The organism is Streptomyces oceani (assembly GCF_001751245.1).
GTDB classification, from domain to species: Bacteria; Actinomycetota; Actinomycetes; order Streptomycetales; family Streptomycetaceae; genus Streptomyces; species Streptomyces oceani.
In genome coordinates this window covers 20,719-46,294 of record NZ_LJGU01000108.1, presented here as the reverse complement: position 1 = coordinate 46,294, position 25,576 = coordinate 20,719, and the positions used below count along the sequence as shown (strand labels likewise).

The window sequence follows — 25,576 nt, the reverse complement described above, 5'->3', positions numbered from 1 at the left end:
CGCGGTGACGCCGCCGGCGGGCTGAGCGGCGGTGGTACGAGCGCGGGCGGGCGCCGCCCGCGCCGGAGGCGGAGCCCGAGACGGAGCTGGAGCCCGGAGCCCGGAGCCCGGAGCCCCAGCCGAAACCCCAGCCCGAGCCTCAGTCGTGCGTCAGGGCACGGTCCAGCAGTGGGAGCAGCCGGTCCCAGTGCCGCTGGAGCGCGGCGGGGTCGAAGGCGTCGGTGTCGGACATGGTGAAGCCGTGGATGGCGCCGGGATAGGTCTCGACGGTGTGGTCGACGCCCGCGGCGTCCAGGGCCCGGACGAGTTCCTCGCGGTCCTCGGCCGACAGGTCGCCCTCGGCGAGGCCGAAGTGGGCCCGGGCGGTGAGCTGGTGCACGAGCCGGTGGGGGCTGTCGGCGGCGTCGGTGACCAGGAAGCCCGGATGGAAACCGGCGACGGCCGCCACCCGGTCGGGGTGGGCGGTCGCGGTGCGCAGAGCGAGCGCGGCGCCCACGCAGTAGCCGAGCACCCCGACCGGCCCGGCGCCGACCTCGGGCCGGGTGGTGAGGAAGTCGAGATAGGCGTCGGCGTCGCGCAGGACGCGTGCGGTGGTGTGCTCCTCGATCCGGGGCAGCAGCCGGCCGACGAGCTCGGGACGGACGTCCTCGCCGATGTGCTCGGGGAGTTCGACCACCGGTGCCGGACCGTGCCGGTGGAAGAGGTTGGGGACGAGCACGTAGTACCCGTGGTCCGCCAGCTCGTGGGCCCGCTCCCGCAACTCGGACCGCACGCCGAAGATGTCGGTGTACAACAGCACTCCCGGGTGCCGCTCCTCGCGGTCCGGGAAGGCGGCGAAGGCGTCGGCGTGGCCGTCCGGGGTGGGGATACGCAGATTCTCGGTGGGCATCGGTGATCATCCTCGCGCGCTCCGGGCGGACGCACAAGGGCGTCCGCCGAGCGCCCGGACCGAGCGGACGAGCGGCTCTGACCGAGCGTCGCTCAGCCGCCCAGGGCGCGCAGTTGGGCCAGGAACCACTCGCTCGGCGGCAGCGCGGTCGCCGCCGCCGCCAGCCTTTCCGTGCGGGCCGTACGCACCTCCGGACCCATCACCAGCCCCTCGTGCAGCGCCCGCGCGGTGGCCCGTACGTCGTACGGGTTGACCGTGAGCGCGTCCCCGGCCAACTCCACGTGGGCGCCCGCCTCTCGGGAGAGCACCAGCGCGCATCCGGCGTCCGAGACCACCGGCACCTCCTTGGCCACCAGGTTCATGCCGTCCCGGATCGGGTTGACCAGCGCGACGTCCGCGAGCCGGTACGCGGCCAGGGAGCGTGCGAAATCGTCCTGGACGTGCAGCACGACGGGGGTCCAGTCCGGGGTGCCGAAGTCCGCGTTGATCCGCTCCGCCACCCGGCCGACCTCGGCGGTGTAGTCCCGGTAGACGGTCAGGTCCTGGCGGGAGGGGTAGGCCAGCGCCAGGTGCACCACCCGCCCGCGCCACTCGGGCCACTCGGTGAGCAGGCAGCGGTACGCCTCCAGTCCCCGCACGATGTTCTTGGACAGCTCGGTGCGATCCACCCGTACGATCGTGCGGCGCTCGTCGCCTCCGATCTCGGCGCGCAGCCGGGACAACCGGTCGGTGACGTCCGCCCGGTGGGCGCGCTCGCGAAGGAACTCCCCGTCCGCGCCCAGGCCGTGCACGCCGATCCGGGTGGTGCGGCCGGCGTGCCGAATCCGGAACACGTCCTCCGGAGCGTCCGAGGGGTTCGACGGGTCCGGAGCGTCCGGGGAAGGGGTGACCTCCGCGCCGAGCACCTCGGCGCAGCAGGCCGCGAAGGCCGCCGCCCAGCGCCGGGTGAGGAAGGCCGCCCGGTCGGCGCCCAGGATGCCGCGTAGCACGGCCGTGGCGGTGTCGTCCGGGAGCAGCCGGTAGTAGTCCGGGGGCGCCCAGGGCGTATGCGAGAAGTGGCCGATCCGCAGGTCGGGACGGCGCTCCCGGAGCAGCGCCGGGACGAGCGTGAGGTGGTAGTCCTGCACCAGCACGGCCGCGCCCTCGGCCGCCTCCTGGGCGAGCGCCTCGGCGAAGGTGGCGTTGTACGTCTCGTACGCCTCCCACTGCCGCGCGAAGTCGGCGCCGAACGCCGGCTCCAGTGGCGTCTGGTAGAGCAGGTGGTGGACGAACCACAGCACGGAGTTCGCGACGCCTGCGTACGCGTCGTCGAGGACCTCCGCCGGAATGTCCAGCATGCGTACGGCCTGCCCGCCGGTGTCCTGTGGGTCGAGTCGCGGCCCGGCCCGCCCGGCCGCCTCCCGGTCGGCGTCGCCGAGCGCGGCACACGTCCAGACGGCGCCGGCCTCCGGGCCGAGGGCGCTCAGTCCGGACACGAGTCCGCCACCGCCGCGCCGGGCCAGCAGCGCCCCGCCGTCGGTGAAGGAGTGGGCGACGGGGCCCCGGTTGGACGCGATGAGCACCTGTGCGGAACGTTCAGCGGCCATCCCTTGAGCGTAGTCGGACTCCGGCGTACGCGCCGCTGCACGCTCCGGCGCACGCCCCAACGCCCGCGCCCCCGGCGCTCGCACCGGTGCCGTACGCGCCGCCCGGATCGTACGCGCCGCCCTGGGCCGTACGCGCCGGAAAACGCCTGGCCACGCGGGCGGTGGCCGTGCTGGGCTGGCCCGGACAGCTGGCGTACCGCGAGCCGGGACACAGCGAACAGCCACCGCGAACTCCGAAGGGCCTCATGAGCAACAGCGTGCAACTGATCCGGAACGACCAGCTCTCGGACGTCGCCGAGTACGCCTACGCCGCCGCGGTCACCGCGCCGCCCCGCACCGTCTTCACCGCCGGCGCCTGCCCGCTCGACCGGGACGGCGCGACCGTCGCGGTCGGCGACTACGCGGGCCAGGCCCGGCAGGTGATGGCCAACCTGGTGACCGCGCTGGCCGGTGCCGGCGCCGGGCTGGCGGATGTGGCGAAGACCACGGTCTACGTCGCCTCCTCCCGGCAGGCGGACCTGGTCACGGCCTGGGAGGTGATCCGGGACGCCTTCGCGGAGCACGACCACGACCCGCCGAGCACGCTGCTCGGGGTCGCCGTCCTGGGCTATGACGACCAGTTGGTGGAGGTGGAGTCGGTCGCGGTGGTGGGCTGAGCCACCGGTCCCGCCCGCCGTCCGCCTTCGGTCCCGCCCGCCCGTTCAGGCGGCTCGGCGGCGGGCGGTGTACTCCGGTATCTCCCGCATCGGCGGACGCTCCTCGGTGTCCACCGGGTGCGTACGCGCCCGGAACCCGGCCCCGGAAGCCTCGCCGCCGAGACCGGGGCTCCCGGGGTCGTATCCGCCGGCGCCGAGTGGATCGCCCGCGCCCCGCTCGGCGCCGGCGATCCGCTCGAACTGCACCAGCTCCGGCCGTACGAGCTGCCCGCGGGAGAGCCGCGCCTGCGCCGTGCGGTAGATCGTCGCCGCCATCCGCCCGAGCGCCTGCCCGTCCTGGTGCCGATGCCGGCGCACGCCGAGGTCGACCTGGGCCAGCGCGTCCAGCCCGACCGTGTGCAACGCGTCCACCAGCAGCCCCAGCTCCACGCCGTAGCCGACCGGGAACGGCAGCCGCTCCAGCAGCGTGCGGCGGGCCGCGTACTCCCCGCCGAGCGGCTGTACGAAACCGGCGAGCCGGGGCCAGTGCAGGTTGAGCAGCGGCCGGGCGACCAGTTCGGTGACCCGGCCGCCGTCCTGCGGGCGGTCGCCGAGCGGGCGGTCGTACGTGCCCTTGACGAGCTGTAGACCGGGCTCGGTCAGCAGCGGGCCGACGGTCCCGGAGACGAAGTCCGCGGAGAAGTCCCGCAGATCCGCGTCCACGAAGCACACGATGTCGCCGCCGGTCACCAGCAGCGAGCGCCACAACACCTCGCCCTTGCCCGGCAGGGCCGGCAGCCGCGGCAGCACCTGGTCGCGGCGTACGACCCGCGCCCCCGCCTCGGCGGCCACCTCGACCGTACGGTCCGTGGAGCCGGAGTCGAGCACCAGCAGCTCGTCGACCAGCGGCACGGCCGGGGACATCAGTTCTCGGCGGATCACCGAGACGATCTCGCCGACGGTGGCCTCCTCGTTCAGCGCGGGCAGTACGACGCTGACGCTCGTGCCGCCGCGCGGCGGCACGGCCGCGGAGTCGCCGCCGGCCCGCTTCGCCGTGAGCAGCGCGCCGAGGGGGCGATCGGCGGCGCTCCACGAGCGGTTCTCCAGCCAGTGGCCGACCTCGTCCAGCACGTACGCTCCCTACACCCGCTCGCCGACGCGGCACACCGACGGCCCGCGCCACCCATCTCGCCGTTCGGACGCCACTGCTGGCGATCCCGGCCTTCGGTTACAGTCTTGAACAACGAGGCCGGCCACCGCATGTCGGGGTCGGCCCGCGGCGGGCACTCGACAGCCACGGACACGTCCCGGCGCCCGAGTGCCCACGACAACTTCACACCGCTCATCCAGAGGGGCAGAGGGATACGGCCCGAAGAAGCCCCGGCAACCCTCCGGCTGGTCCTGCGTTCCGTGGCGGGGTCCCCAGTTCGGGAAGGTGCCAAGTCCGTCTCGTGGCGAGATACGTCACGAGGAAGATGAGGAGAAAGGACCTCGCCTTCATGGCTGTGCAAACCACCGGGACCTCCCAGCCCACCGCCCCGACGGACTCGACCGCGGGTGTCTCGCTCGGCCCCGCCGTCGCGCTGTCCTGCCGGGAGTGCGGCGAGCGCCTCCCCCTCGGGCCGGTCTTCGCCTGCGCGGAGTGTTTCGGCCCGTTGGAGATCGCGTACGAGCTGCCGGGTGGCGACCCAGAGGCGCTGCGGGCGCGGATCGCGGCCGGGCCGAACAGCATCTGGCGGTACGCCCCGCTGCTGCCCGTGCCGGCCGACGTCACAGACCGGCCCGGCACCAACCCCGGCTTCACCCAGCTGGTCAAGGCGGACAACCTCGCGCGCGAGCTGGGCGTCACCGGCTCGCTGCACATCAAGGACGACTCCGGGAACCCGACGCACTCCTTCAAGGACCGGGTCGTCGCCATCGCGGTGGAGGCCGCGCACGCCTTCGGCTTCACCACGCTCTCCTGCTCCTCCACCGGCAACCTCGCCGGCGCGGTCGGGGCCGCCGCCGCCCGGGCCGGTTTCCGCTCCTGCGTCTTCATCCCGCACGACCTGGAGCAGGGCAAGGTGGTGATGGCGGCCGTCTACGGCGGCGAGCTGGTCGGCATCGAGGGCAACTACGACGAGGTGAACCGGTTCTGCTCGGAGCTGATCGGCGACCCGCTGGGCGAGGGCTGGGGCTTCGTCAACGTCAACCTGCGGCCGTACTACGCCGAGGGCTCCAAGACCCTGGCGTACGAGATCTGCGAGCAGCTCGGCTGGCGGCTGCCGGACCAGCTGGTGGTGCCGATCGCCTCCGGCTCCCAGCTCACCAAGATCGACAAGGGGCTGAAGGAGCTGATCGCGGTCGGCCTGGTGGAGGACCGGCCGTACCGGATATTCGGGGCGCAGGCGGCGGGCTGCTCGCCGGTATCGCGCGCCTACAAGGAGGGCCACGAGGTCGTACGCCCCGTCAAGCCGGACACCATCGCCAAGTCGCTGGCCATCGGAAACCCGGCGGACGGGCCGTACGTCCTGGACATCGCCCGGCGCACGGGCGGTTCGGTGGAGGACGTGACGGACGCGCAGATCGTCGACGCGATCAAGCAACTGGCCCGTACGGAGGGCATCTTCGCGGAGACGGCCGGCGGCGTGACGGTGGGGGTGACCCGGAAGCTGCTGGAGAGTGGCGAGCTGGACCCCTCTCTGAGCACCGTGGTGCTGAACACCGGCGACGGGCTCAAGACCCTGGACGCGGTCGCGCCCACCACCGGACCGACCGCGACCATCCGCCCCAGCCTGGACGCCTTCCGGGCCGCCGGACTGGCGTCCTGAGTTCGTGATCCCTTGATCCCTTGATCCCTTGAGACAGAGCCTGGGACAGGCGGTCGGTCCCGAGTCCGGGGCTGCCGGACTCCGCGATTCCCGAAGGCACGGAACTACTTACGGAAGGTGCAATTCCGCATGAGCGTCAAGGTCCGCATTCCGACCATCCTGCGTACGTACACCGGAGGCGAGAGCGAGGTCACGGCCGAGGGCGGCACGCTCTCCGAGGTGCTGGCCGATCTGGAGCGGAACCACACCGGCATCGGCCCGCGGGTGTTGGACGACACCGGCAAGCTGCGCCGGTTCGTGAACGTCTACGTGAACGACGACGATGTCCGCTTCGAGCAGGGGCTGGAGACACCCACGCCGGACGGCGCGGGTGTCTCGATCATCCCGGCGGTGGCCGGGGGCTGTTGAGGCGCTCGTACGGTCCTGGTGCCCGGCCGCGGGGTGTGGAGCCGCGCGGCCGGGCACCGTCGTGTCCGGGCCGGGGTCCGGGGGTACGGCGGAGCCGGGCTCGGCCGCGGCAAATTCATGTTTAGGAAGAGAGTAGGGTGGGAGGCGACCACCCCACCGCATATGCCGTGGCGCCACGCCATCGGATTACGCGTGTTCGGATTACCGCCGGGATTGCCGGCTTCGCACCTTACGCCCCATGTGGATTGCCCTGATTTGCAGGAATATTGAGGGTTATTGGGTAAATCTCCCGGCTGGAATTTTCGTCGAAATGACCTGTTGCGCACGGCGTTCGGGCAGATACATTCAGCGGCGGTCGACGCGTTCCGGCGCACGCCCCCGGATTATCGGGGGTGAGGTCTGACCCGGGCTCGCGAAGTGCGTGCTCGCGCAGGGCCAGTAATAGGGGAGTTAGGCATGGCTCAGGGCACCGTCAAGTGGTTCAACGCGGAGAAGGGTTACGGCTTCATCGCGGTCGACGGTGGTGCGGACGTGTTCGTCCACTACAGCGCGATCCAGATGGACGGCTACCGCACCCTGGATGAAGGTCAGCGGGTCGAGTTCGAGATCTCGCAGGGTCAGAAGGGGCCACAGGCGGACATGGTCCGCGTGGCCGGCTGAAGCGCCGACCGGAAGACAGTCAGCTGGACGCGGGCCCGGGTCCACCGATCGCCACGGTGGACCCGGGCCCGCGCTGTGCGCGCGTACGGCCGCACCTCCGCTGGTTCTTCCGTCGCGCACCTGACCTCGCGACGGTCCTCGCCGAACCTCCCACCGATCCTCGCCGAGGGTGCTTCCTGTCCCCAGGCGCTTGCACTCGTAGGGGTCGAGTGCTAATCATGGGCGTTAGCACTCACACAGTGAGAGTGACAGAAGGACCGGTTCGGTGAGGTCTGCCGACGGGTGGGTACGAACCCCCGCCAGTCTGCAAGCCGTCCGTCGCGGGCGCCAGCTCGGTCCGGAGAAATCCGCCCCTCGCACCACGTGCCGGGGGTCCCCGACGTCCGGGAGGACCACTTCACATGGCCAAGATGATCGCGTTCGACGAGGACGCTCGGCGCGGCCTCGAGCGCGGGATGAACCAGCTCGCCGACGCCGTCAAGGTCACGCTCGGGCCCAAGGGCCGTAACGTCGTGCTGGAGAAGAAGTGGGGCGCCCCCACCATCACCAACGACGGTGTCTCCATCGCGAAGGAGATCGAGCTCGAGGGCGAGTACGAGAAGATCGGCGCCGAGCTGGTCAAGGAGGTCGCCAAGAAGACGGACGACGTCGCCGGTGACGGCACGACGACCGCGACCGTCCTCGCCCAGGCACTGGTCAAGGAGGGCCTGCGGAACGTCGCCGCGGGCGCCAACCCGATGGCCCTCAAGCGCGGCATCGAGAAGGCCACCGAGGCCGTCTCCGCCGCCCTGCTGGAGCAGGCCAAGGACGTGGAGACGAAGGAGCAGATCGCCTCCACCGCCTCCATCTCCGCCGGCGACAACCAGATCGGCGAGCTGATCGCCGAGGCGATGGACAAGGTCGGCAAGGAAGGCGTCATCACCGTCGAGGAGTCGCAGACCTTCGGGCTCGAGCTGGAGCTCACCGAGGGCATGCGCTTCGACAAGGGCTACATCTCGGCTTACTTCGCCACCGACATGGAGCGGATGGAAGCGGAGCTCGAGGACCCCTACATCCTCATCGTCAACTCCAAGATCAGCAACGTGAAGGACCTCCTTCCGCTGCTGGAGAAGGTCATGCAGTCCGGCAAGCCGCTGCTGATCATCTCCGAGGACGTCGAGGGCGAGGCGCTGTCCACGCTCGTCGTGAACAAGATCCGGGGCACCTTCAAGTCTGTCGCCGTCAAGGCCCCGGGCTTCGGTGACCGTCGCAAGGCCATGCTCGGCGACATCGCCATCCTCACCGGTGGTCAGGTCATCTCCGAGGAGGTCGGCCTCAAGCTGGAGAACGCCGGCCTCGAACTCCTCGGCCGCGCCCGCAAGGTCGTCATCACCAAGGACGAGACCACGATCGTGGACGGCGCCGGCGACACCGACCAGGTGCAGGGCCGCGTCAGCCAGATCCGTGCGGAGATCGAGAACTCCGACTCGGACTACGACCGCGAGAAGCTGCAGGAGCGGCTCGCGAAGCTGGCCGGCGGCGTGGCCGTCATCAAGGCCGGTGCCGCCACCGAGGTGGAGCTGAAGGAGCGCAAGCACCGCATCGAGGACGCGGTGCGGAACGCCAAGGCCGCCGTCGAGGAGGGCATCGTCGCCGGCGGTGGCGTCGCCCTGCTGCAGGCGTCCAGCGTCTTCGACAAGCTGGAGCTGGAGGGCGACGAGGCCACCGGCGCACAGGCCGTGAAGCTCGCCCTGGAGGCCCCGCTCAAGCAGATCGCGGTGAACGCCGGTCTCGAGGGCGGCGTCGTCACGGAGAAGGTGCGCAACCTCGCCACCGGGCACGGCCTGAACGCCGCCACCGGCGAGTACGGCGACATGCTCGCCGAGGGCATCAACGACCCGGCCAAGGTGACGCGTTCCGCCCTGCAGAACGCCGCCTCGATCGCGGCGCTCTTCCTCACCACCGAGGCCGTCATCGCGGACAAGCCGGAGAAGGCCGCCGCCGGCGCGCCGGACCCGACCGGCGGCATGGGCGACATGGGCTTCTGATCCTCGGATCAGCGGCTCCGCCGTATCCGTCGAAGGGCGGCTCCCAGTCGGGGGCCGCCCTTTCGTCGTGCCAGGCCCGCGCCGCTCCTTTCGGGAGCGTGGCGCCGCCGACTCGAACACGCTTGACCTGAAGTCCTGTTGAAGCTCCAGACTCCTGTGCGGAGATCACTCCACCCGCATGACCGGAAGACTGGACGGATGACATGGCCACAGACAGCTGCTTCTACTCGATCATTGACTACACCGTGGACGGCCCGGAGACCCAGACCGAGCTCGTACGTGCTTTCGCCGAGATACAGGAGCAGTGGGTGAACTTCCACCCCGGCTATCTCTCGGCCCGGTTCCACGTGAGTACGGATGGCACCCGGGTGTACAACATCGTGCGTTGGGAGAGCGAGGCCGACTACCGTCGCTTCGTCGAGACCTCCGACACCGACGGTCGGATGGCGGCCATCGAGCGGGCGCTGGCGGGGCTCTCCGGTACGGCGGAGCCGCGCATGAGCGGAAGCCCCACGTACACGGTCGTGCGCGAGGTCGGGCCGCGGGTGACCGAGTAGGCCGACGGTCGCCAGCGGCGACCCGGGCGCCCCGCCGGCCAACGGTCCGCGAGGTCCCGTCCCGACGCCCGGCACGGGACCTCGCGGACCGCGACCCCTACAGCACGTCGCGCCGGCTCAGCAGCCACGCGCCCAGGCCCACGAAGGCGCACAGGTAGCCGGCGACGACCAGCGTCGCCTGTCCGGAACCGGCGAACTCGCCCACTCCGGGCGTACTGCCGGAGGCGCCGAGCGAGGCGGCCAACGAGCCTGCGTTGGCCCCGGGCAGGCCCTGTCGTGCCATGTCGACCCAGTCCAGCAGCGGCGCGGCCAGTGAGATCACGAGGTTCTGCACCACCAACAGCCACACCAGCCCCAGCCCGATCGGCAGGGCCAGCCCACGCAGCACGATCGCCAGCAGCGCCCCCAGCGAGACCCACATCAGGGCGATCAGCCAGCCCGCGCCCAGGCCGGCGGCCAGGTCCGTGGCGGACGGCCACACGACGGGCGCGTCCTTGGCGAGAGCGATCGCCCAGCTGGTGAGCGCCCCCGTGCCGAACATCGTCAGTACGAAGACCAGCGCGCTGCCGGCCAGCGCGCACAACTTCCCAGCGAGGACGATCAGTCGGGAAGGCTGCTGGGTCAGTACGGTCTTCCAGGTGCCCCAGCCGTACTCGCCGCCCAGCGCCAGGGCCCCGACGACGAGAAGGATGGCACCGAGGAACACCGGCAACCCGCCCAGGGAGTTGCCGACCAGCTGGTCCGGCAGGATGGCGTCCAGGCCACGGTCGCTGTTGGGGGCGTCGCCCCCGGCGCCGGACACCCCGGCCAGCGGAATGAAGTAGCCGAAGGTCAGGCTCAGCGCGACGGCGATCCCCAGCAGCCCCCAGTTCGCCGGCCGACGCACCAGCTTGATCAGTTCGGCGACCGTGCTACCCCACATGTGTGGTGACCCCTTCCATGGCTTCCGTGATGTCAGGAGCCTCCGGAGTTTCCGTGGCTCCCGCGCCCCCTGCGCTCGCCGCGGTCGCTGGGGACCCCGTGAGTTCGAAGAAGACCTGTTCCAGGTCGCGTTCCCGTAGGCGAAGCTCGCTGACCGCGACGCCCGCGGTCACCAGCGCGCCGTTGATCTCCGCGGCACGTTCCGACTCCACCGTCAGGTCGAGACCGCCCTCGACCACCCGCACCCGGGCGTCCCCCAGCAGTCCGCGGGCGGGTGCTGGCGGCCAGCTCCAGCGGCTCCGCCACCATCCGCAACACGGTGTCGCCGCGCAGTTCGGCCACGGTGTTCTCGGCGACCAGCCGCCCCCGCGCGATCACCCCCACCCGGTCACAGACCTGCTGTACCTCGCCCAGCAGATGGCTGGAGAGCAGTACCGTGCAGTCGGCGGCGCCCAACCGGCGGATCAGCGCCCGCATATCGGCCATGCCCGCCGGGTCGAGCCCGTTGGTGGGCTCGTCGAGGACCAGCAGCCGTGGGTCCTTGAGCAGGGCCGCGGCCACGCCGAGTCGCTGTTTCATGCCGAGCGAGTAGGTGGCGTAGCGGTCGCCGGACCGCTTCGTGAGCCGCACGGTCTCCAGCACCTCGGTGACCCGGGGGGCCCCGACGCCGGCGTGCCTGGCCAGCACCCGCAGGTTGTCCCGTCCGGACAGGTACGGATAGAAGCCCGGGGACTCGATGAGCGCGCCGACGCCCGTCAGATCGCCCGGCGAACGGCCCAGCAGGCGCACTCCGCCGGAGGTGGGACGTACGAGACCGAGGAGCATGCGCAAGGTGGTCGTCTTCCCGGCGCCGTTCGGTCCCAGGAAGCCGTACACCTCGCCGGGGCGCACGCCGAGGTTCAGACGGTCCACGGCGAGGATCTCGCCGTAGCGCTTGGTGAGTTCGGTGGTCTCGACTGGAACGGTCATGGTGCCAGCGTGGTGCTCGCCGGGCGGCGGGGCGTCCGACACGGAGAGGCTCCCCACCTACCTCGTGGGGAGTACCAGGGGCGCGGTGAGCCTCGGAACGAGGAGGGTGGGAACGCCGACCGATTGGCCGATGATTCGTCGCTTTCATTGCTGTTGGATATGGAAAGACATGGAATGTTCCCTCGCACAGGACAGGAAACCGATGAAGCGAAGCCTTCTCTCCAGATCCCTCCTCACCGGCCTGTTGACGGTCGGTCTGCTCGGTTCCGGCGCCGCCGTGGCCGTGGCCACGGACGCGACGCCGCAACCGCGCGGGCCGCACCACGCCGGTACGCCCGCGAGGACGCTTCCGGCCGACGTCCCGCGGGCCCAGGTGAACTCGGCGCGGATCGACGAGGTCGTGGTGGGACAGTGGCAGGAGTTCCGGGTGACCGGACAGACCGAGAGCGTGCCGGCCGGATACACCGTGCTGTTGCAACAGAAGCGGCAGGGCGAGTGGCACACGCTGCCCACCGCCACGACGGTGCGGCCGGACGGCTCGTACGACCTGCGCGTCCAGCTGGGCGTCACGGGCGTGAACGAGCTGCGTACGGTCACCGGGAAGCACGGGACCGTGACCTCCGAGACCATGCGGGTGCTGGTGCGCTGAGGCCGAACTCCCGCCGCCGGCTGACGGCAAGCACCGGGCCGCCCGTCCCGCGCGGAGGGCGGCCCGCTGCTCGCCGCGGCTCGTACGGCGTCGACTCCCGGACGGTCGCGGTCCGGGTCCGGACGGTTTCCGGTCGTGGTCCGGTCGGTCTGGTCGTGGTCCGGTCGGTCCCGGAGCATCCGGGCCACAGCCTGGGCCCGACCCGGGTCAGCTCCCGACCGGACCCTCGGAGCCTCGCGCGGCCCGCAGCGCGGCCCGGAGGTGACCATGGGACTCGGTCAGCAGCCGTGCGGCCGTGTCCCCGTCCACCTCGCCGAGCAGCGTGAGGATGGCGTGTTTGACCTCGCCGTCGGTCGCCGCGAGCGCCCGCTCGATCTCCTCGTCCTCGGCGCCGGTGGCCAGCGCCACGATCCGGCGGGAGCGGGCCCGCAGCTTGTCGTTGGACGCGCGTACGTCGACCATCAGGTTTCCGTAGGTCTTGCCCAGCCGGATCATGGTGAGGGTGGAGAGCATGTTGAGGACCAACTTCTGCGCGGTGCCGGACTTCAACCTGGTGGAGCCGGTGAGGAGTTCCGGCCCCACCACCACCTCGATGCCGTGTTCGGCGGCGGCGGCCAGCGGCGAGTCCGCGTTGCAGGACAGCCCGATGGTCAACGCGCCCAGCGCGCGAGCGTGTTCGACCGCGCCGACCGCGTACGGCGTACGACCGGAGGCGGAGACGCCGACGACCGTGTCGTCCGGCCCGGTCCGCAGCTCGTCCAGGTCACCGGCGGCCAGCTCCTTGCTGTCCTCCGCCCCCTCCACGGCGCTGATCATGGCGGAGGGGCCGCCGGCGATCAGACCCCGCACCTCGGAGGGCTCCGTGTTGAAGGTGGGCGGACACTCGCTGGCGTCCAGTACGCCCAACCGTCCGGCGGTTCCCGCGCCGGCGTAGACGAGCCGGCCGCCCCGGGCCATCCGTTCGGCGATGTCGTCGATCGCGGCCGCGATCTCCGGCAGTCGGGCGGCCACCGCGGCGGGCACCGTGGCGTCCTCGGCGTTCATCAGCCTGGCGATGTCCAGGGTCGGCAGGCGGTCGATCTCGGACAGCTCGTCGCGGAACGCCTCGGTGGTCAGGGAGTCGAGTTCGGCGCGGAGTCGGCCGTAGGAGGAGTCGGCGGTGGTCATGCTGGGTGGCTCTTTCTGGTGCGTTCGGCGGATGCCGCCGCCGGAGTGGCGGGCGATGCGCTGCGGTGGTCCGGCGGGCGGGCGGGTTGGGTTGGTGTGGCCCGGGGTGGCGGTCCGTGGGCCGGCGGCTGTCGAGCCGTACGGGAGGACCGACGGTTGCCCGGCGGCGTACGGCCGAGGTGGAGGGTAGGCCGGTCGATGCCGTCGACGACCGTACGAGCGTCGGGCGCGCGGGCGGACACACGGCCGGCGGCCGTGGCGGGCCGGACCCGAACGTCTGTCGGAGCGGCGGCAGCGGCCCGGGGCGTGCCGGGTGCTCCACCAGGTCCAGCGGACGCTCGGACGCCCGCAAAGTCGGACGGTCGGCCTCCGGACGGTCGGACACTCGCACGTCGGACGGCCGCTCTCCCGGTGACAACCCGGCGGCTTCGCTGGCGGCGGCTGCCGGGCCGGCAGCTCGGTCGGCGGACTCGATCCGTGCGTGGCCCGATCCGTGGGCGGATCGGTCCGTGGGCGGCCGGAGGTCAGCGCTGACGGGGCGCGTGGCGGTGTGCCAGCGCCTCGTACGACGCGGACAGCGCCGGCGCGGCCGTCTCGTACGTCCGCTGGGCGACCCCGACGAACAGGCAGTCGATGACGAGGAGTTGACTCGTCCGGCTGGACATGGCGGCCGGCCGCAGCTCGCTCTCCCGGGCGGTGGAGGTCGTCAGCAGATGGTCGGCGTACTGCCCGACCTCGGCATCCGGCCGTCCGGTGACCGCGATGGTGGTCGCGCCCCGCTCGAACGCCACCCGCAACGGCTCTATCACGTCGACCGTGCGGCCGGAGTGCGTGATCGCGAGGGCGACGTCGCCGGCCTGCAACTGCACCGCCGTCGTCACCGCGACATGCGGGTCCGGGTGCGAGTGGGCGGAGTATCCGATGCGCAGCAGCTTCTGCGTCATGTCCTGCGCGACGAGCGAGGAAGCCCCCACGCCGTACACGTCCACCCGGCGGGCCGTGGTCAGCGCAGACACGGCGGCTTCCAGGTGGGTGGTGTCCAGCGCGGCCGCGGTGTCGGCGAGCGTCTGCTGTTCGTCGTGCGCGAGCTTGCTGACGACCTCGCTGATCGGGTCGTCCACCGCTATGTCGGCGGTCACGGCTGGCGCGGCGCCGGACTCCTGCTGCGCCGCCAGTCCGGCGAGGGCCAGCCGCAGGTCGCGGTATCCCGGGTATCCGAGCAGCCGCGAGGTGCGTACGACGGTCGCCTCGCTGGTGCCCGTGCGCTCCGCGAGTCCGGTGACCGTCAACCGCGCGCAACCGGCCGGGTCGTGCGCGACGGTCTCCGCGACCCGCTGCATGGAGCGGGTCATGGACGGCGCCATGGTGCGCACCTTCGCGGCCAGTGCTCCGGGCCCGGGCGGGCCGGAGCGCGAACCGGGTCTGCCCGCGACCGAGCGGTTGGCGAAATCTTCCTTCAGCAAGTTCGTCACCGTAGAAAGATATTTTCGGAATCGGCGGTCGGTCAATACCCACGAGTAGGGAAGGTGCGGCGCATCAGCGGCGGGAGGTTTTTGGTGCAATTGACCTATGACGCAGCAACCTGAGACCACGGGCCTCGAACAGGCACTCCATACGGCGCGGGCACGCATCCTGGCCGACCTCAGCGCGGGGGACGTCGCGCAGGCGGACGTCGTGTCGCTGGTCGAGGAAGCGGTCGCACACCGCAGATGGTGGGTCGAACAGTGGCCGGACGGCATGGCGTTCGTGGACGGACTGGTCGCCCAGGACGTCCAGGACTCACTGCTGGAACGCTACGGCCGTTGGCCACTGTGCCCGGTGTGTGGCGGCGCCGACCTGCACGCGCTGGAGATCGAGCCGGAGCTGGGCGAGAACCCGCACTGGGTGTGCGCCAAGACCGCGACCAGCGTGGCCCGGCTCGGCTCGCTCGACACACTCCCGTGACCGTCTACATCGACCCACCCGACTGGCCCGGCCACGGCCGGGTGTGGTCACACCTGATCAGCGACACGTCGTACGCCGAACTGCACGCCTTCGCCGAGACCCTCGGCTGCCCGCACCGGGCCTTCCACCGGGACCACTACGACGTGCCGTCCGAGCGGTACGCGACGGCGGTGCGGCTCGGTGCGGTGCGTACGGACAGCAAGGATCTGGTGCGCCGGCTGGCCGCCGCCGGGCTCCGGCGCCGGGCGGCGGGGGCGGGGGCCGGTGAGCTGGGGGCGTAAGAGAGCCAAGGACCGGCCGGGCCCGTACGGCGGGCGCGGGTCGCCGGCGTTGGCGCGCTGACCGTCCCGCGGAGCCGCCAGCGGTCCCGCCCGGATTCCGCTCAGGCTTGCTCAGCCCCGCTTGGAGCCGTGGCCTCCGACCCGCGTCCCGTGCCGTCGCCGGACACCGCCACCGGCTCGCCGGCCGCGCCGACCGCTCCCGGCTCCCGGGTGTGCTGCCCGCCCCCGCGTACTGCCGTACCGGCGACCAACCGGGTGGGCTCCGCCGCCCGCTGCACCCGGGACGCCACCAGGGTGGCGAGTACCGCGGCGCCGGCCATCGCGGCCCCGACCCAGGCCACCGCCGGATAGCCCCAGCCCGCGCTGATGGCCAGCCCGCCGAGCCAGGGCCCGAGGGTGTTGCCGATGTTGAACGAGGCCGTGGTGGTCGCGCCCGCCAGGGTCGGCGCCGCCCCCGCGACGTTGAACATCCGCGCGTTCAGTGCCGGCCCGGTGGTGAACGCGGTGACGCCCAGCAGAAACGCCAGCACGACCGCCGCCACCGCGCTGTGCGCGACCAGGGCCAGCACCGCCAGCACCACCGTGGACGCCGCTATGCCTCCGTACATCGTGCCGAACAGGTGCGAGTCCGCGATCCGCCCGCCGAGCGCCGTACCGGCCAGCGCACCCAGCCCGAACAGCGCGAGTACGTACGGCACCCAGCGCTCCGCCATCCCGGCCGTGTCCGTCAGCAGCGGCGAGAGGTACGAGAACAGCGCGAAGACGGCGCCGGCGTTCAACGCGATGGTCACCAGCGCCAGCCACACCTGCTTGTCGGCGTAGATCCGCAGCTCCCGGCGCAGCCGTGGCGCCTCCGCGCCGGTCTCCGGTCGGGTACGCGGCACCAGGGTCACCACCCCGACCAGCGCGACCGCGGACAGCGCCGCCACCGCCCAGAACGCCGCGCGCCACCCCGCCTGTTGGCCCAGGAAGGCGCCCGCCGGCACGCCCGCGATGTTCGCGACACTCAGCCCGCCCAACATCACGGCCATCGCCCGGGCCCGCGCGGTCACCGGCACCAGCGACACCGCCACCGCCGCACCCACCGCCCAGAAGCCGGCGCAGGCCAGGGCGCTCACCACCCGCGAGGTGAACAGCACCGGGTAGTTCGGCGCCAACGCCCCGGCTATCTGCCCCAACCCGAAGACGGCCAGCAGCGCGATCAGCGTCGTACGGCGTGGCAGCCGCAGCGTCGCGGCGGCCAGCACCGGCGCGCCCACCACCATCCCGACCGCGAACGCCGAGATCAGCAGCCCGGCCTTCGGGATGGAGACGCCCATGTCCCGGGCGAGTGGTTCGAGCAGGCCGGCCAGCATGAACTCCGAGGTGCCCAGGGCGAACACCGACAGCCCCAGCACGTACACGGCGACGGGCATCCGGGAGCCGGCCGCCGGTCTCGTGGCGTCGGCGTCGCGCACGGCATCAGGCGTACGGGCTGCGTCCGGGGAGGCGGGGGTGGCTGCGGCGGTCTGCTCGATGGGGCTGTCGGAAGTCACGCCAGTGTCGAACTCCCGGCGGCGGCTGACCTATTCCGTACGGGCGGGTCCCGGTTGGGCCCAGCCGACCAGAGGCCCGCGTTACGGCCGCCGGCCGAGGAGCGCCAGCAACCGGTCCTGCGGGCTGGCCGATGACGGCACCTCCACCGGCGGCCCGAAGAGGCCGGGGAGGCCGTCGGCGGGGATCTCCGGCTCGGCCTGCTCGTGGAGTGTCCGGGCCAGCTCGTCCGGGATGATCACCTCGGCCTCGATGCCGCGCGCCAGATCCCAGGCGTGCACGGCCAGGTCCGCCGTCATCTGCCAGCCGTACACCGGGGCCGGCACCTCGCCCCCGGTGACGTGTACGGGCCCGCGCAGCGCGCCCTCCCGGTGGAAGGCCGGATAGGAGGCGGTCGCGGCCCGCTCCCAGGCGAGTACCGGATCGCCGTCCAACACGTCGCCGTCGAAACGGTCGCCAACATCCTCGAGGGTCGCGCCGCCCAGCAGGTGCGGGGCCCACAGATGCTCACTGACCAGGTGGTTGACCAGTTCCCGTACGCTCCAGTCGGCGCAGGGCGTGGCAGCGTGCCACTGGTCGTCGCGGACCTCGTGCACCAGCCGGTCGAACTCGCCGAATGCGGTGTCGAATGCGGTGATCAGCTGCATCGGGTTCCCTTCTCTTATGCGCTCGGTTCGCCTCCGGGCGCTCGTACCCGGTGTCGACTGGTTTTTGCTCGGTTCGCCTCCGGGCGCTCGTACCCGGTGTCGACGCTCCTCGACACTGCACTCGCTCGCAAGCTCGCTCAATTGGTCTCGTCGCTTTCAACACCGGCGCGCTCTTCGGCTCACTCACTGTGCCCACAGAACCGGGAACGGGGTACGGCGGTCCTGGGCCATTCGTGCGGTTCAGGCGTCCAGCAGGTCCAGTTCGCCGCGCAGGTTGTGCCGGGCGGTGCGCTCCCAGCGCCGGTACCCGCCGCTGGTACGGAACAGCCGGGGCAGCCCGAGCAGTTGCCGCAGCACCGCCGCCCGCCCGGCACGGAACCGCTCGTCCGGCACGAAGCCGTACTCCCGCCGTACGGCCGCGGCGTAGTGCGCGTACTCCTCCGGCGATCCCGCCAGAACCGCCAGGTCCGCGTCGCACAGGACCGCGCCGTTGCCGTCCCCGTCCGCCGGGTCGTGGCTCGCGGTGAGCCGCACCAGCCGTACGACCTCCTCGGTACGCCCAGGGGCCAGCCCCGCCTGGGCCAGGGCCCGGCGGGCGAGTCGGGCGCTGCGTTCCTCGTTCGTGCTGCGTTCCGGGCGGTAGACCGCGTCGTGGAACCAGCCGGCGAGGCGTACGGCGTCCGGGTCGTCGGCGTCCGTGGCCAGTTCGTCGATCCGGTCCAGCACGGCGCGCAGGTGAGCGGTGGTGTGGTAGTGCCGCTGCGGCTCGGCCCAGCGGGCGAGCAACTCCGCGCCATAGGGTGCGGGGTCCGCCACCCCGGCGCGGGCGAGCAGGGCGTTCCACCGTGCGAGGAGATCGTCAGGTGTGCTGGCCATACGGTCAATTCTGCGGCCCGGCTACCCAGTCCGCCGGCGGTATGGCAACCTGGAGCACATGTCTAGACCAATCCTTGAGGTTATCGCGCTCGACGCCCAGGACGCGCGCGCGGCCGAGGCCGGGGGAGCGGACCGCCTTGAGCTGGTCACCGACATGGCCGCCGACGGGCTCACGCCTTCCCTGGAGACGTTCGCGGAGATCCGCGCGGCCGTATCGATTCCGCTGCGGGTGATGCTGCGTACGGCGGCGGGCTTCGGCACCGGTGGCGCGCCGGGGCTCGACGCGCTGTGCGAGCGGGCGGGGCGGTTGCGGGCGGCGGGTGCCGACGAGTTCGTGCTCGGCTTCCTGGACACGGTCGGCCAGCCCGACCTGTCGGCCGTCCACGCGCTGACCGACCGGTTGGCCGGTTGTTCCTGGACCTTCCACCGGGCGATCGACCGCGCCGTGGATCGTCCGGAGCTGCGCAGGAGACTGGCCGAGCACGCCGGTCTGGACACCTATCTGACCGCCGGCTCTCCGTTCGGGGTGGACGAGGGCCTGCCGGTGCTGCGGGACGAGGCCGCCCGCGGCGCCAAGGCCGAACCCGGCTACGAACCGCGGCTGATGGCCGGTGGCGGCCTGCGGCTGGACCATGTGCCCGAGCTGCTGGCGGTCGGAGTGAGCGCCTTCCACATCGGCGGTGCCGCGCGCGAGTCGGGCTGGTCGACTCCCGTACGGTCGGCGGCCGTACGCACCTGGCGCGCCGCCCTGGACGCCTGAGCCACGGCCACGGGTCGTACCCCGATACTGGTCACACCTCTTCGATATGCACGCGTGTGCCGCAGAGCTTGGACATGTCGTCATGGTCCGAGGTGAGGATGACGCGCGGGCCGGGTCGGGCGAGCGTGGAGGCGGCGACCACGGCGTCGATGGCGTATTTGTGACCGTGCAGGCCGGCGTCCCGCAGCAGCTCGATGGCGCGCCAGCTGATCTCCTCGGTCACGGGCAGCACGACCAGGCGCGAGACGTACCAGCGGAACCGGGCCATGTTGATGCCGGAGTGCCAGGCTTCGATGAGCGTGAGATCGCTGACCGCGACCACGGCGTCGTGGGACTGGGCTCCTCTGATGAACGCGGTGACCGTCGGGTCCGCACGAACGGCCTTCCCGAGCCCCTCGCTGTCCAGTACGAGGATGCCGCCGCTGCTCACCCTGCTTGGCGACCGCGCCACGACTGCCCTTCCTCGGAGGCGTCACCGGAGTCCGTGGACTCGTCCCGCTCCAGGTCAGCCAGCGTGGTCGCACGCTGGAAAGCCTGGGTCACCCGGTCCGCCACGCCCTGCGGTGCCGGTCCGGCTTCGGCTTCGCTCCGGTCCAGCAGCTCCTCGAGGAGATCCCGCTGGAGCTGGCGCTCCACCGCGGCGCTCACGTAGGCGGAGAAGCCTCGTGCGCCGGCTCGTGCCCGAATCGCGGCGATGCGCTCCGAGGGCATGGAAACGCTGACTTTCTGGGCGACATCGTCGTTGTCCTTGCCGCCGGGAGGGGGTGTACGCACGCCATTCAGAGTAGCAAGAGAAGTAGCAAAGCTGAGGTGTCGGCTCTACTCCCCGTCTGGGCCCGCCGTGCTCGTGCGCGGGTGCAGGGCGGTGCGCAGCACCACGGTCTGCAGTGGCTTGTCGGTCCCCGCGATCCGCTCCTGCAGCAGGCCGGCTGCGGCCACCCCCAGGTCGTACGCGGGCAGTTGCACCGTGCTCAGCGGCGGGCGTACGAGCGAGGCCCAGGGGACGTCGCCGAAGGACAGGACACCGAAGCCGGGCGGCTCCACGCCGGCCTCCCGCAGGGCGCGCAGGGCGCCGACGGCCATCAGGTTGTTCGTGGCGAAGACCGCGTCCGGCGGGGTGCGCAGGGCGAGCAGTTCCCTCATCGCGCCGTGGCCGCCCTCGACGCGGAAGTCGGCGTGCCGGATGTGGGCCCGAATCCAGTCGTCGGGCCGGCCGGCCTCGCGCATCGCGGCGCGGTAGCCGGCGAGGCGTTCCTCCGAGGTGGAGGCGCCGGCCGGGCCGGTGATGCAGGCGACCCGTTCGTAGCCGCGCTCCAGCAGGTGAGCGGTGGCCTCCTCGCTGCCGTGCTGGTTGTCGACCATGGCGGCGTCCACCATCGCCGCGCGTGGCCGCCGGTCGACCGCCACCACCGGCATGCCGCGCTCGGCGAGGGCGGAGAAGTCCGAGCGGCGGCGGGAGGCGGCGGCCACGATGACGCCGGCCATCTGCTCGGCGAGGGCGACCTCGAGGTAGCGCGCCTCCTTCTCGACGTCCTCGTCGGTGTTGCACAACACCACCGAGAGGTTGGTGCGTTGGGAGGCGTCCTCGACGCCTCGGGCGAGCGCGGTGAAGAACGGGTTCTCGATGTCCGGGATCACCAGCCCGATCACGCTGGCACGTTGGGTGCGCAGGGAACGCGCGACCCGGTTGGGGGAGAAGTCGAGTTCCGCCGCGACCCGCCGGACCCGTTCGGTGCGCTCAGCGCTGACCCGGCCTCCGTTGAACACTCGTGACACCGTCGCGGGGGACACCCCGGCGGCCCGTGCCACATCGCTGATCGTTGCCACCGGACTCCTTCACGCGACCTCTTGACACCGCTCCGGGGGAACTCTACGTTCGCGTGAAATGGATTTCAACGGAGTATCGACGGATCTCCGTTGGGGCCGTAAATTCGGCAGTCTCCCACCCTTGTGAAGTTGTTGGGTGCTGTGCGAGTTGCTAAGAAATCGATTTCAAACGATGGAGTGAGCGCACCATGCTCGACGAGCTGGCCAGGCGTACGGACGCCGTCACCCGGTCCGTCAGCCCGGAGAACTTCACCGGGGCCAAGGGCGCGGGCGGCCGAGCCACCGAGGGTACCGGCGCACAGGCCGCGGGCGCACTGGGCCGGGGCTGGAAGATCTCGCCGAGCATCGAGATCGCTCCCGGCGAGACCGCCGAGCTGGCGGACCTCGCCGGGCCCGGGACCGTACGGCACGTCTGGTGCACCACCGCGCCGCACCGCGCCTGGCGCGGCACGCTGCTGCGGGCGTACTGGGACGGCGCCGCCGAGCCGGCGGTCGAGGTGCCGCTGGGCGACTTCTTCTGCAACGGCTGGAACCGCTTCAGCCAGGTCTCCTCCGTGCCGGTGGCGGCCAATCCGAACGGCGGCTTCAACGCGTACTGGGCGATGCCCTTCCGCGAGCGGGCCCGCTTCACCGTGGAGAACCTCTCCGCGGAGACCGTGGTGCTGTACTACCAGATCGACTACGAGCTGGCCGAGGTCCCCGAGGACGCCTGCTACCTGCACGCCCAGTGGCGCCGCAGCCATCCGGTGCCGTGGGGCGAGACGCACACGCTGCTGGAGGGCGTGCGGGGTCGCGGGCAGTACGTCGGCGCGTACCTCGCGTGGGCCACCAACAGTCCCGGCTGGTGGGGCGAGGGCGAGCTGAAGTTCTACCTGGACGGCGACACCGACTTCCCGACGATCTGCGGCACCGGCACCGAGGACTACTTCGGCGGCGCCTGGAACTACGACATCGAGGGCCGGGGATACACCGAGTACACGACGCCGTACCTCGGGCTGAACCAGGTGCTGAAGCCGGACGGGCTGTACGTGAGCCAGCAGCGCTTCGGGATGTACCGCTGGCACGTACAGGACCCGATCCGCTTCTCCGAGGACCTGCGGGTCACCGTCCAGTCGCTGGGCATCGGCCCGGGCAACGGCAACGGCCTGCCCCATCGCTACCGCCCCACCAGCGACGACATCGCCTCCATGACGGTCTTCTACCTCGACGCGCCGGCGACCTCCGCGCGGCCGGCCACCCCCGACCTCCTCGCCCTCGAAGTGGACTAGGAGACAGCACCATGAGAGACGTCAGCAGGCGGAGCCTTCTCGCGGCCGGCGCCGCGGGCGCGGCGGCGGGGAGCGTCGCGCTCAGCGGATGCGGCACCGCCAAGGGCGACGACGGACCGCTGCGGTTCTGGAACTTCTACGGTCCGCAGAACTCCCCCGACCCGGCGGTCCAGGCACAGAGCGACTGGTTCGTCGCCATGGTCGACGAGTGGAACAAGACCCACAAGACCCAGATCGAGCTGACCTACATACCCCAGCCGATCTATCTGAACGGTGCCAAGCTGCCCACCGCCTTCGCCGCGGGCACCGGTCCGGACATCTTCATGGTCAGCCCCGGCGACTTCCTGCGCTACGCCAACGGCGGGATCCTCAAGGACCTCACCGACCACCTGAAGCCCGAGGTGATCGAGGACTTCGGGGACTCGCTGGAGAGCCGGACGATCGACGGCCGGGTGTACGCGCTGCCGATGGAGATCGAGCCGCTGGCGATCTTCTACGACGTCAAGGCGTGGGAGAGGGCCGGGCTCTCCGAGGGGGACATCCCCACCACCTGGGACGCGACGCTGGACGCGGGAGACAAGCTGCGCAGCCCGACCCGGGCCGGGCTGGTGTTCGAGACGAAGCCCGGTTACTACCAGAACTTCACCTGGTACCCCTTCATGTGGCAGGGCGGCGGTGAGGTGCTGGACAAGGAGGGCAACAGCGCCTTCGACTCCAAGGCGGCCCGGCAGGCGCTCGGCTTGTGGCAGGACGCGGTGCGGCACGGTATCGCGCCCACCACGCCACCCGCGGCCAACGACGTCATCAGCGGTTTCAAGGCCGGCAACGTCGGCATGTGGCAGCAGGGCATCTGGCAGGTGGCCAGCTTCAACTCCTACGCTCCCGATTTCGAGTACGGCGTCTTCAAGCTCCCGGTGCCGTCCGGCGGTTCGTACACCACGGGGCTCGGCGGCTGGACCTTCGGCGCGAACACGCAGGGACGTGACCCGGACGGCGCGGCGGAGTTCATCGCCTGGGCCATCGGCTCCATGGAGAAGCACTCCATCCAGCGGATGACCGACTGGTGCGTCAAGGCCAAGACGGACATCGCCCCGCGCAGGACGGCCCTGGAGCTCGGCATCGAACAGGGTGGCTACGACTCGCCGGTCATGAAGAAGTTCAAGGACGAGATCTATCCCGCCGGACGTGCCGAACCGCGCTATCCCCCGGCCGTCTACAAGGCCATCTCGGACGCCATCCAGGGCACCATGCTCGGCGGCGACGGGGTGTCGGGCGCGGTCGACCGGGCGGACCAGTCCATCGAGGCGTATCTCAAGAGCTACAAGGGGGCGGATCTGGTATGAGCAGCGTCGCCACGCCGGAACGCCAACAGGACACGCCGTCCGGGCAGTCCACCGGCGGCCCCTCGGGTCGTACGGGCATGAGCCGCAAGAAGCGGGAGCGGATCGCCGCCGCGCTGTTCCTGCTCCCGGACGGAATCGGGCTGCTGACCTTCGTCGTGATCCCGATGCTGCTGTCCATCGGGCTCGGCTTCTTCCAGATCAGCGGCTTCGGCAGCTACGAGTGGGTGGGCCTGGGCAACTACGAGCGGATGATGTCCGATCCGCTCTTCTGGGACTCGCTGAAGGTCACCGGGATCTACGTGGTGGTGCTGGTGCCCACGCTGTTCATCGTGAGCCTCGGCCTGGGGCTGCTGATGAAGCAGAAGCTTCCCGGCACCGGCATCTACCGCACGCTCTTCTTCATGCCGTACGTCATCAGCCTGGTGGTCGTCGGCCTGCTGTGGCAGTTCATGCTGGACACCCAGAACGGCGTGGTGAACAAGGCCCTGCGCGCGGCCGGGCTGGAGGGGAAGGCGTGGCTCGGGGAACCCAGCCTCGCGCTCGCCTCCGTCATCGCCATCATGGTCTGGGTCATGATGGGGTACTACATGATCATTTTCCTGGCGGGGCTCCAGGAGATCCCCCAGGAGTACTACGAGGCGGCCCGTATCGACGGCGCCGGGCCCTGGACCACCTTCCGCACCATCACCTGGCCGCTGCTGCGCCCGACCAGCTTCTTCGTGCTGCTGATGTCCACCGTCGCGGCGATCACCGGCGGGATCGAGGTCATCTTCGTGCTCACCAGCGGCGGGCCGGCCAACGGCACCTCGCTGGCGATCTTCTATATCTACCAACAGGCGTTCATGTTCGGCGAGTACGGCTACGCGGCGGCGATGGGCTCCTTCCTGGTACTGATCATGGTGCTGTGCTCCGCGGTGGTGTTCAAGGCCACCAAGGGTGGGAGGTTCGACGATGGCGACCAGTGAACTGCGCTCCCCGCAGCACAACCGGATGCCGCTGAGCAGACGGCTGCGCAGCCCGCGCACCGTACTGACCGCGCTGTGCGTGGTGCTGGCCGCCGTGGCGGCCTTCCCGATCCTGTGGATGGTCTCGGCCTCCTTCAAGACCCGGGCCACCGTCAACGACGGCAAGCTGATCCCCAGCGAGATCACCGTCCAGAACTTCGTGTACGTCTTCACCGAAGTGCCGTTCATGAAGTTCCTGTGGAACAGCTTCTTCGTCTCCGCCACCATCACGCTGGTGTCGCTGCTGCTGCACTCGATGGCCGCGTACGCCCTGGCCCGGCTGCGGTTTCCCGGGCGCGAGCCGATCTTCATGGCGATCTTCGGCACGCTGCTGGTCACACCGCCGGTGGTGCTGATTCCCCTGTTCCTGGTGGTGCGCCAGTTGGGCATGCTGGACAGCTACGCGGGCCTGATCATCCCCGCCATCTTCAACGCCTTCGGCATCTTCCTGCTGCGCCAGTTCTACCTGGGCATCCCAAGGGAGTTGGAGGAGGCCGCGATCGTCGACGGCTGCGGCTACTGGCGGGTCTACTGGAACATCGTGCTGCCGCTGTCCCGGCCGATCCTCTCGGCGCTCGCGGTGTTCTTCTTCCTGGCCAACTGGAACTCCTTCATCTGGCCGCAGATCGTCGCTACCGATCCGGACCTGACGGTGGTCCAGGTGGGTATGGCTTCCTTCCAGCAGCAGTACGGCGCCAACTGGAACTACATCCTGGCGGCCGCCGCGGTGGCCGCGCTGCCGATGCTGGTCCTCTTCTTCACCTTCCAACGACAGATCACCGAGTCCATCAAGACCTCCGGGCTCAAGTAACCCG

Annotated in this window: 27 protein-coding genes and 1 riboswitch; of the genes, 14 read left to right on the top strand and 13 right to left on the bottom strand. The window is 71.1% G+C overall.

What is annotated here, in order from left to right; all coding sequences use genetic code 11:
• Positions 1–139 precede the first annotated feature (139 nt).
• On the bottom strand, positions 140–889 hold the full coding sequence (locus AN216_RS04940; RefSeq protein ID WP_070195352.1) for a dienelactone hydrolase family protein: 750 nt from the start codon (positions 887–889) through the stop codon (positions 140–142).
• Between the two features lie 92 nt (positions 890–981).
• Positions 982–2,475: an alpha,alpha-trehalose-phosphate synthase (UDP-forming) gene (locus AN216_RS04935; protein ID WP_070195351.1), complete on the bottom strand. Its 1,494-nt coding sequence runs from the start codon at positions 2,473–2,475 to the stop codon at positions 982–984.
• Positions 2,476–2,720: 245 nt separating this feature from the next.
• Here AN216_RS04935 and AN216_RS04930 point away from each other — a divergent pair, with 245 nt between their 5' ends.
• The gene (locus tag AN216_RS04930) at positions 2,721–3,131 is read left to right on the top strand and encodes a RidA family protein (protein WP_070195389.1); all 411 of its coding nucleotides are present in this window, start codon (positions 2,721–2,723) and stop codon (positions 3,129–3,131) included.
• Between the two features lie 45 nt (positions 3,132–3,176).
• Here the strand turns inward: AN216_RS04930 and AN216_RS04925 are convergent, their stop codons facing one another.
• Positions 3,177–4,241 carry a glucosyl-3-phosphoglycerate synthase gene (locus tag AN216_RS04925; protein WP_070195350.1) on the bottom strand — a complete coding sequence of 355 codons (1,065 nt, stop codon included), beginning with the start codon at positions 4,239–4,241 and terminating at the stop codon, positions 3,177–3,179.
• A 208-nt stretch (positions 4,242–4,449) separates the two neighbouring features.
• Positions 4,450–4,592, top strand: a riboswitch (SAM riboswitch).
• Positions 4,593–4,609: 17 nt separating this feature from the next.
• Between AN216_RS04925 and thrC the strand changes: the two genes are divergently transcribed.
• From thrC to AN216_RS04900, 5 genes are all read left to right on the top strand, one after another.
• Positions 4,610–5,920 (top strand): threonine synthase, encoded by a 1,311-nt coding sequence (gene thrC, locus AN216_RS04920; RefSeq protein WP_070195349.1) that lies wholly within the window; start codon positions 4,610–4,612, stop codon positions 5,918–5,920.
• Between the two features lie 129 nt (positions 5,921–6,049).
• Positions 6,050–6,328, top strand: a complete 279-nt coding sequence (locus AN216_RS04915) for a MoaD/ThiS family protein (RefSeq protein ID WP_070195348.1) — start codon at positions 6,050–6,052, stop codon at positions 6,326–6,328.
• Between the two features lie 456 nt (positions 6,329–6,784).
• Positions 6,785–6,988, top strand: coding sequence for a cold-shock protein (locus AN216_RS04910; protein WP_070195347.1), 204 nt, complete (start codon positions 6,785–6,787; stop codon positions 6,986–6,988).
• Between the two features lie 401 nt (positions 6,989–7,389).
• Complete coding sequence (gene groL, locus AN216_RS04905; RefSeq protein ID WP_070195346.1) at positions 7,390–9,015, top strand: chaperonin GroEL; 1,626 nt, start codon at positions 7,390–7,392, stop codon at positions 9,013–9,015.
• Between the two features lie 203 nt (positions 9,016–9,218).
• Positions 9,219–9,572: an antibiotic biosynthesis monooxygenase family protein gene (locus tag AN216_RS04900; protein WP_070195345.1), complete on the top strand. Its 354-nt coding sequence runs from the start codon at positions 9,219–9,221 to the stop codon at positions 9,570–9,572.
• Between the two features lie 97 nt (positions 9,573–9,669).
• On the opposite strand, the gene AN216_RS04895 is transcribed toward AN216_RS04900, so the two are convergent.
• Together AN216_RS04895 and AN216_RS04890 are read right to left on the bottom strand one after the other, a co-directional pair.
• A complete protein-coding gene (locus AN216_RS04895; RefSeq protein WP_070195344.1) occupies positions 9,670–10,494 on the bottom strand; it encodes an ABC transporter permease in 825 nt (274 codons plus the stop codon).
• A gap of 32 nt (positions 10,495–10,526) precedes the next feature.
• Entirely contained in the window at positions 10,527–11,462 is a 936-nt protein-coding gene (locus AN216_RS04890; RefSeq protein WP_212732671.1) for an ABC transporter ATP-binding protein, read from the bottom strand.
• A 202-nt stretch (positions 11,463–11,664) separates the two neighbouring features.
• Here AN216_RS04890 and AN216_RS04885 point away from each other — a divergent pair, with 202 nt between their 5' ends.
• On the top strand, positions 11,665–12,111 hold the full coding sequence (locus tag AN216_RS04885) for a hypothetical protein (protein ID WP_070195343.1): 447 nt from the start codon (positions 11,665–11,667) through the stop codon (positions 12,109–12,111).
• Positions 12,112–12,318: 207 nt separating this feature from the next.
• Here the strand turns inward: AN216_RS04885 and murQ are convergent, their stop codons facing one another.
• Together murQ and AN216_RS04875 are read right to left on the bottom strand one after the other, a co-directional pair.
• A complete protein-coding gene (gene murQ, locus AN216_RS04880; RefSeq protein ID WP_070195342.1) occupies positions 12,319–13,278 on the bottom strand; it encodes an N-acetylmuramic acid 6-phosphate etherase in 960 nt (319 codons plus the stop codon).
• A 524-nt stretch (positions 13,279–13,802) separates the two neighbouring features.
• Positions 13,803–14,750, bottom strand: coding sequence for a MurR/RpiR family transcriptional regulator (locus AN216_RS04875; RefSeq protein WP_079166266.1), 948 nt, complete (start codon positions 14,748–14,750; stop codon positions 13,803–13,805).
• Positions 14,751–14,847: 97 nt separating this feature from the next.
• Here AN216_RS04875 and AN216_RS04870 point away from each other — a divergent pair, with 97 nt between their 5' ends.
• Together AN216_RS04870 and AN216_RS04865 are read left to right on the top strand one after the other, a co-directional pair.
• Positions 14,848–15,222 carry a hypothetical protein gene (locus AN216_RS04870; protein WP_070195341.1) on the top strand — a complete coding sequence of 125 codons (375 nt, stop codon included), beginning with the start codon at positions 14,848–14,850 and terminating at the stop codon, positions 15,220–15,222.
• Positions 15,219–15,503 (top strand): DUF4031 domain-containing protein, encoded by a 285-nt coding sequence (locus tag AN216_RS04865; RefSeq protein WP_070195340.1) that lies wholly within the window; start codon positions 15,219–15,221, stop codon positions 15,501–15,503. Before AN216_RS04870 ends, AN216_RS04865 begins: the two co-directional genes overlap by 4 nt.
• Positions 15,504–15,604: 101 nt before the next feature.
• On the opposite strand, the gene AN216_RS04860 is transcribed toward AN216_RS04865, so the two are convergent.
• The 3 genes from AN216_RS04860 to AN216_RS04850 form a co-directional block, all read right to left on the bottom strand.
• Positions 15,605–16,918 carry a Cmx/CmrA family chloramphenicol efflux MFS transporter gene (locus AN216_RS04860; RefSeq protein WP_079166275.1) on the bottom strand — a complete coding sequence of 438 codons (1,314 nt, stop codon included), beginning with the start codon at positions 16,916–16,918 and terminating at the stop codon, positions 15,605–15,607.
• Positions 16,919–17,119: 201 nt separating this feature from the next.
• On the bottom strand, positions 17,120–17,683 hold the full coding sequence (locus AN216_RS04855) for a TIGR03086 family metal-binding protein (RefSeq protein WP_070195339.1): 564 nt from the start codon (positions 17,681–17,683) through the stop codon (positions 17,120–17,122).
• 240 nt (positions 17,684–17,923) lie between these two features.
• On the bottom strand, positions 17,924–18,559 hold the full coding sequence (locus tag AN216_RS04850; RefSeq protein WP_070195338.1) for an HD domain-containing protein: 636 nt from the start codon (positions 18,557–18,559) through the stop codon (positions 17,924–17,926).
• Between the two features lie 58 nt (positions 18,560–18,617).
• Between AN216_RS04850 and AN216_RS04845 the strand changes: the two genes are divergently transcribed.
• A complete protein-coding gene (locus tag AN216_RS04845; protein WP_070195387.1) occupies positions 18,618–19,319 on the top strand; it encodes a copper homeostasis protein CutC in 702 nt (233 codons plus the stop codon).
• Between the two features lie 31 nt (positions 19,320–19,350).
• On the opposite strand, the gene AN216_RS04840 is transcribed toward AN216_RS04845, so the two are convergent.
• Genes AN216_RS04840 through AN216_RS04830 form a run of 3 tightly spaced genes read right to left on the bottom strand, consistent with a single transcriptional unit; the run spans position 19,351 to position 21,146 of the window.
• Positions 19,351–19,770 carry a PIN domain-containing protein gene (locus AN216_RS04840; protein WP_070195337.1) on the bottom strand — a complete coding sequence of 140 codons (420 nt, stop codon included), beginning with the start codon at positions 19,768–19,770 and terminating at the stop codon, positions 19,351–19,353.
• Positions 19,746–20,093, bottom strand: a complete 348-nt coding sequence (locus tag AN216_RS29570) for a hypothetical protein (protein WP_212732670.1) — start codon at positions 20,091–20,093, stop codon at positions 19,746–19,748. The genes AN216_RS04840 and AN216_RS29570 overlap by 25 nt, the downstream gene beginning before the upstream one ends.
• Positions 20,094–20,138: 45 nt before the next feature.
• Positions 20,139–21,146, bottom strand: a complete 1,008-nt coding sequence (locus AN216_RS04830) for a LacI family DNA-binding transcriptional regulator (RefSeq protein ID WP_070195335.1) — start codon at positions 21,144–21,146, stop codon at positions 20,139–20,141.
• Positions 21,147–21,334: 188 nt separating this feature from the next.
• Between AN216_RS04830 and AN216_RS04825 the strand changes: the two genes are divergently transcribed.
• Genes AN216_RS04825 through AN216_RS04810 form a run of 4 tightly spaced genes read left to right on the top strand, consistent with a single transcriptional unit; the run spans position 21,335 to position 25,572 of the window.
• The gene (locus AN216_RS04825) at positions 21,335–22,414 is read left to right on the top strand and encodes a glycoside hydrolase family 172 protein (RefSeq protein ID WP_070195334.1); all 1,080 of its coding nucleotides are present in this window, start codon (positions 21,335–21,337) and stop codon (positions 22,412–22,414) included.
• A gap of 11 nt (positions 22,415–22,425) precedes the next feature.
• Positions 22,426–23,757: an ABC transporter substrate-binding protein gene (locus tag AN216_RS04820; RefSeq protein WP_070195333.1), complete on the top strand. Its 1,332-nt coding sequence runs from the start codon at positions 22,426–22,428 to the stop codon at positions 23,755–23,757.
• Positions 23,754–24,722, top strand: coding sequence for a carbohydrate ABC transporter permease (locus AN216_RS04815; RefSeq protein WP_079166265.1), 969 nt, complete (start codon positions 23,754–23,756; stop codon positions 24,720–24,722). The genes AN216_RS04820 and AN216_RS04815 overlap by 4 nt, the downstream gene beginning before the upstream one ends.
• On the top strand, positions 24,709–25,572 hold the full coding sequence (locus tag AN216_RS04810; protein ID WP_079166264.1) for a carbohydrate ABC transporter permease: 864 nt from the start codon (positions 24,709–24,711) through the stop codon (positions 25,570–25,572). The genes AN216_RS04815 and AN216_RS04810 overlap by 14 nt, the downstream gene beginning before the upstream one ends.
• Positions 25,573–25,576: the final 4 nt, after the last annotated feature.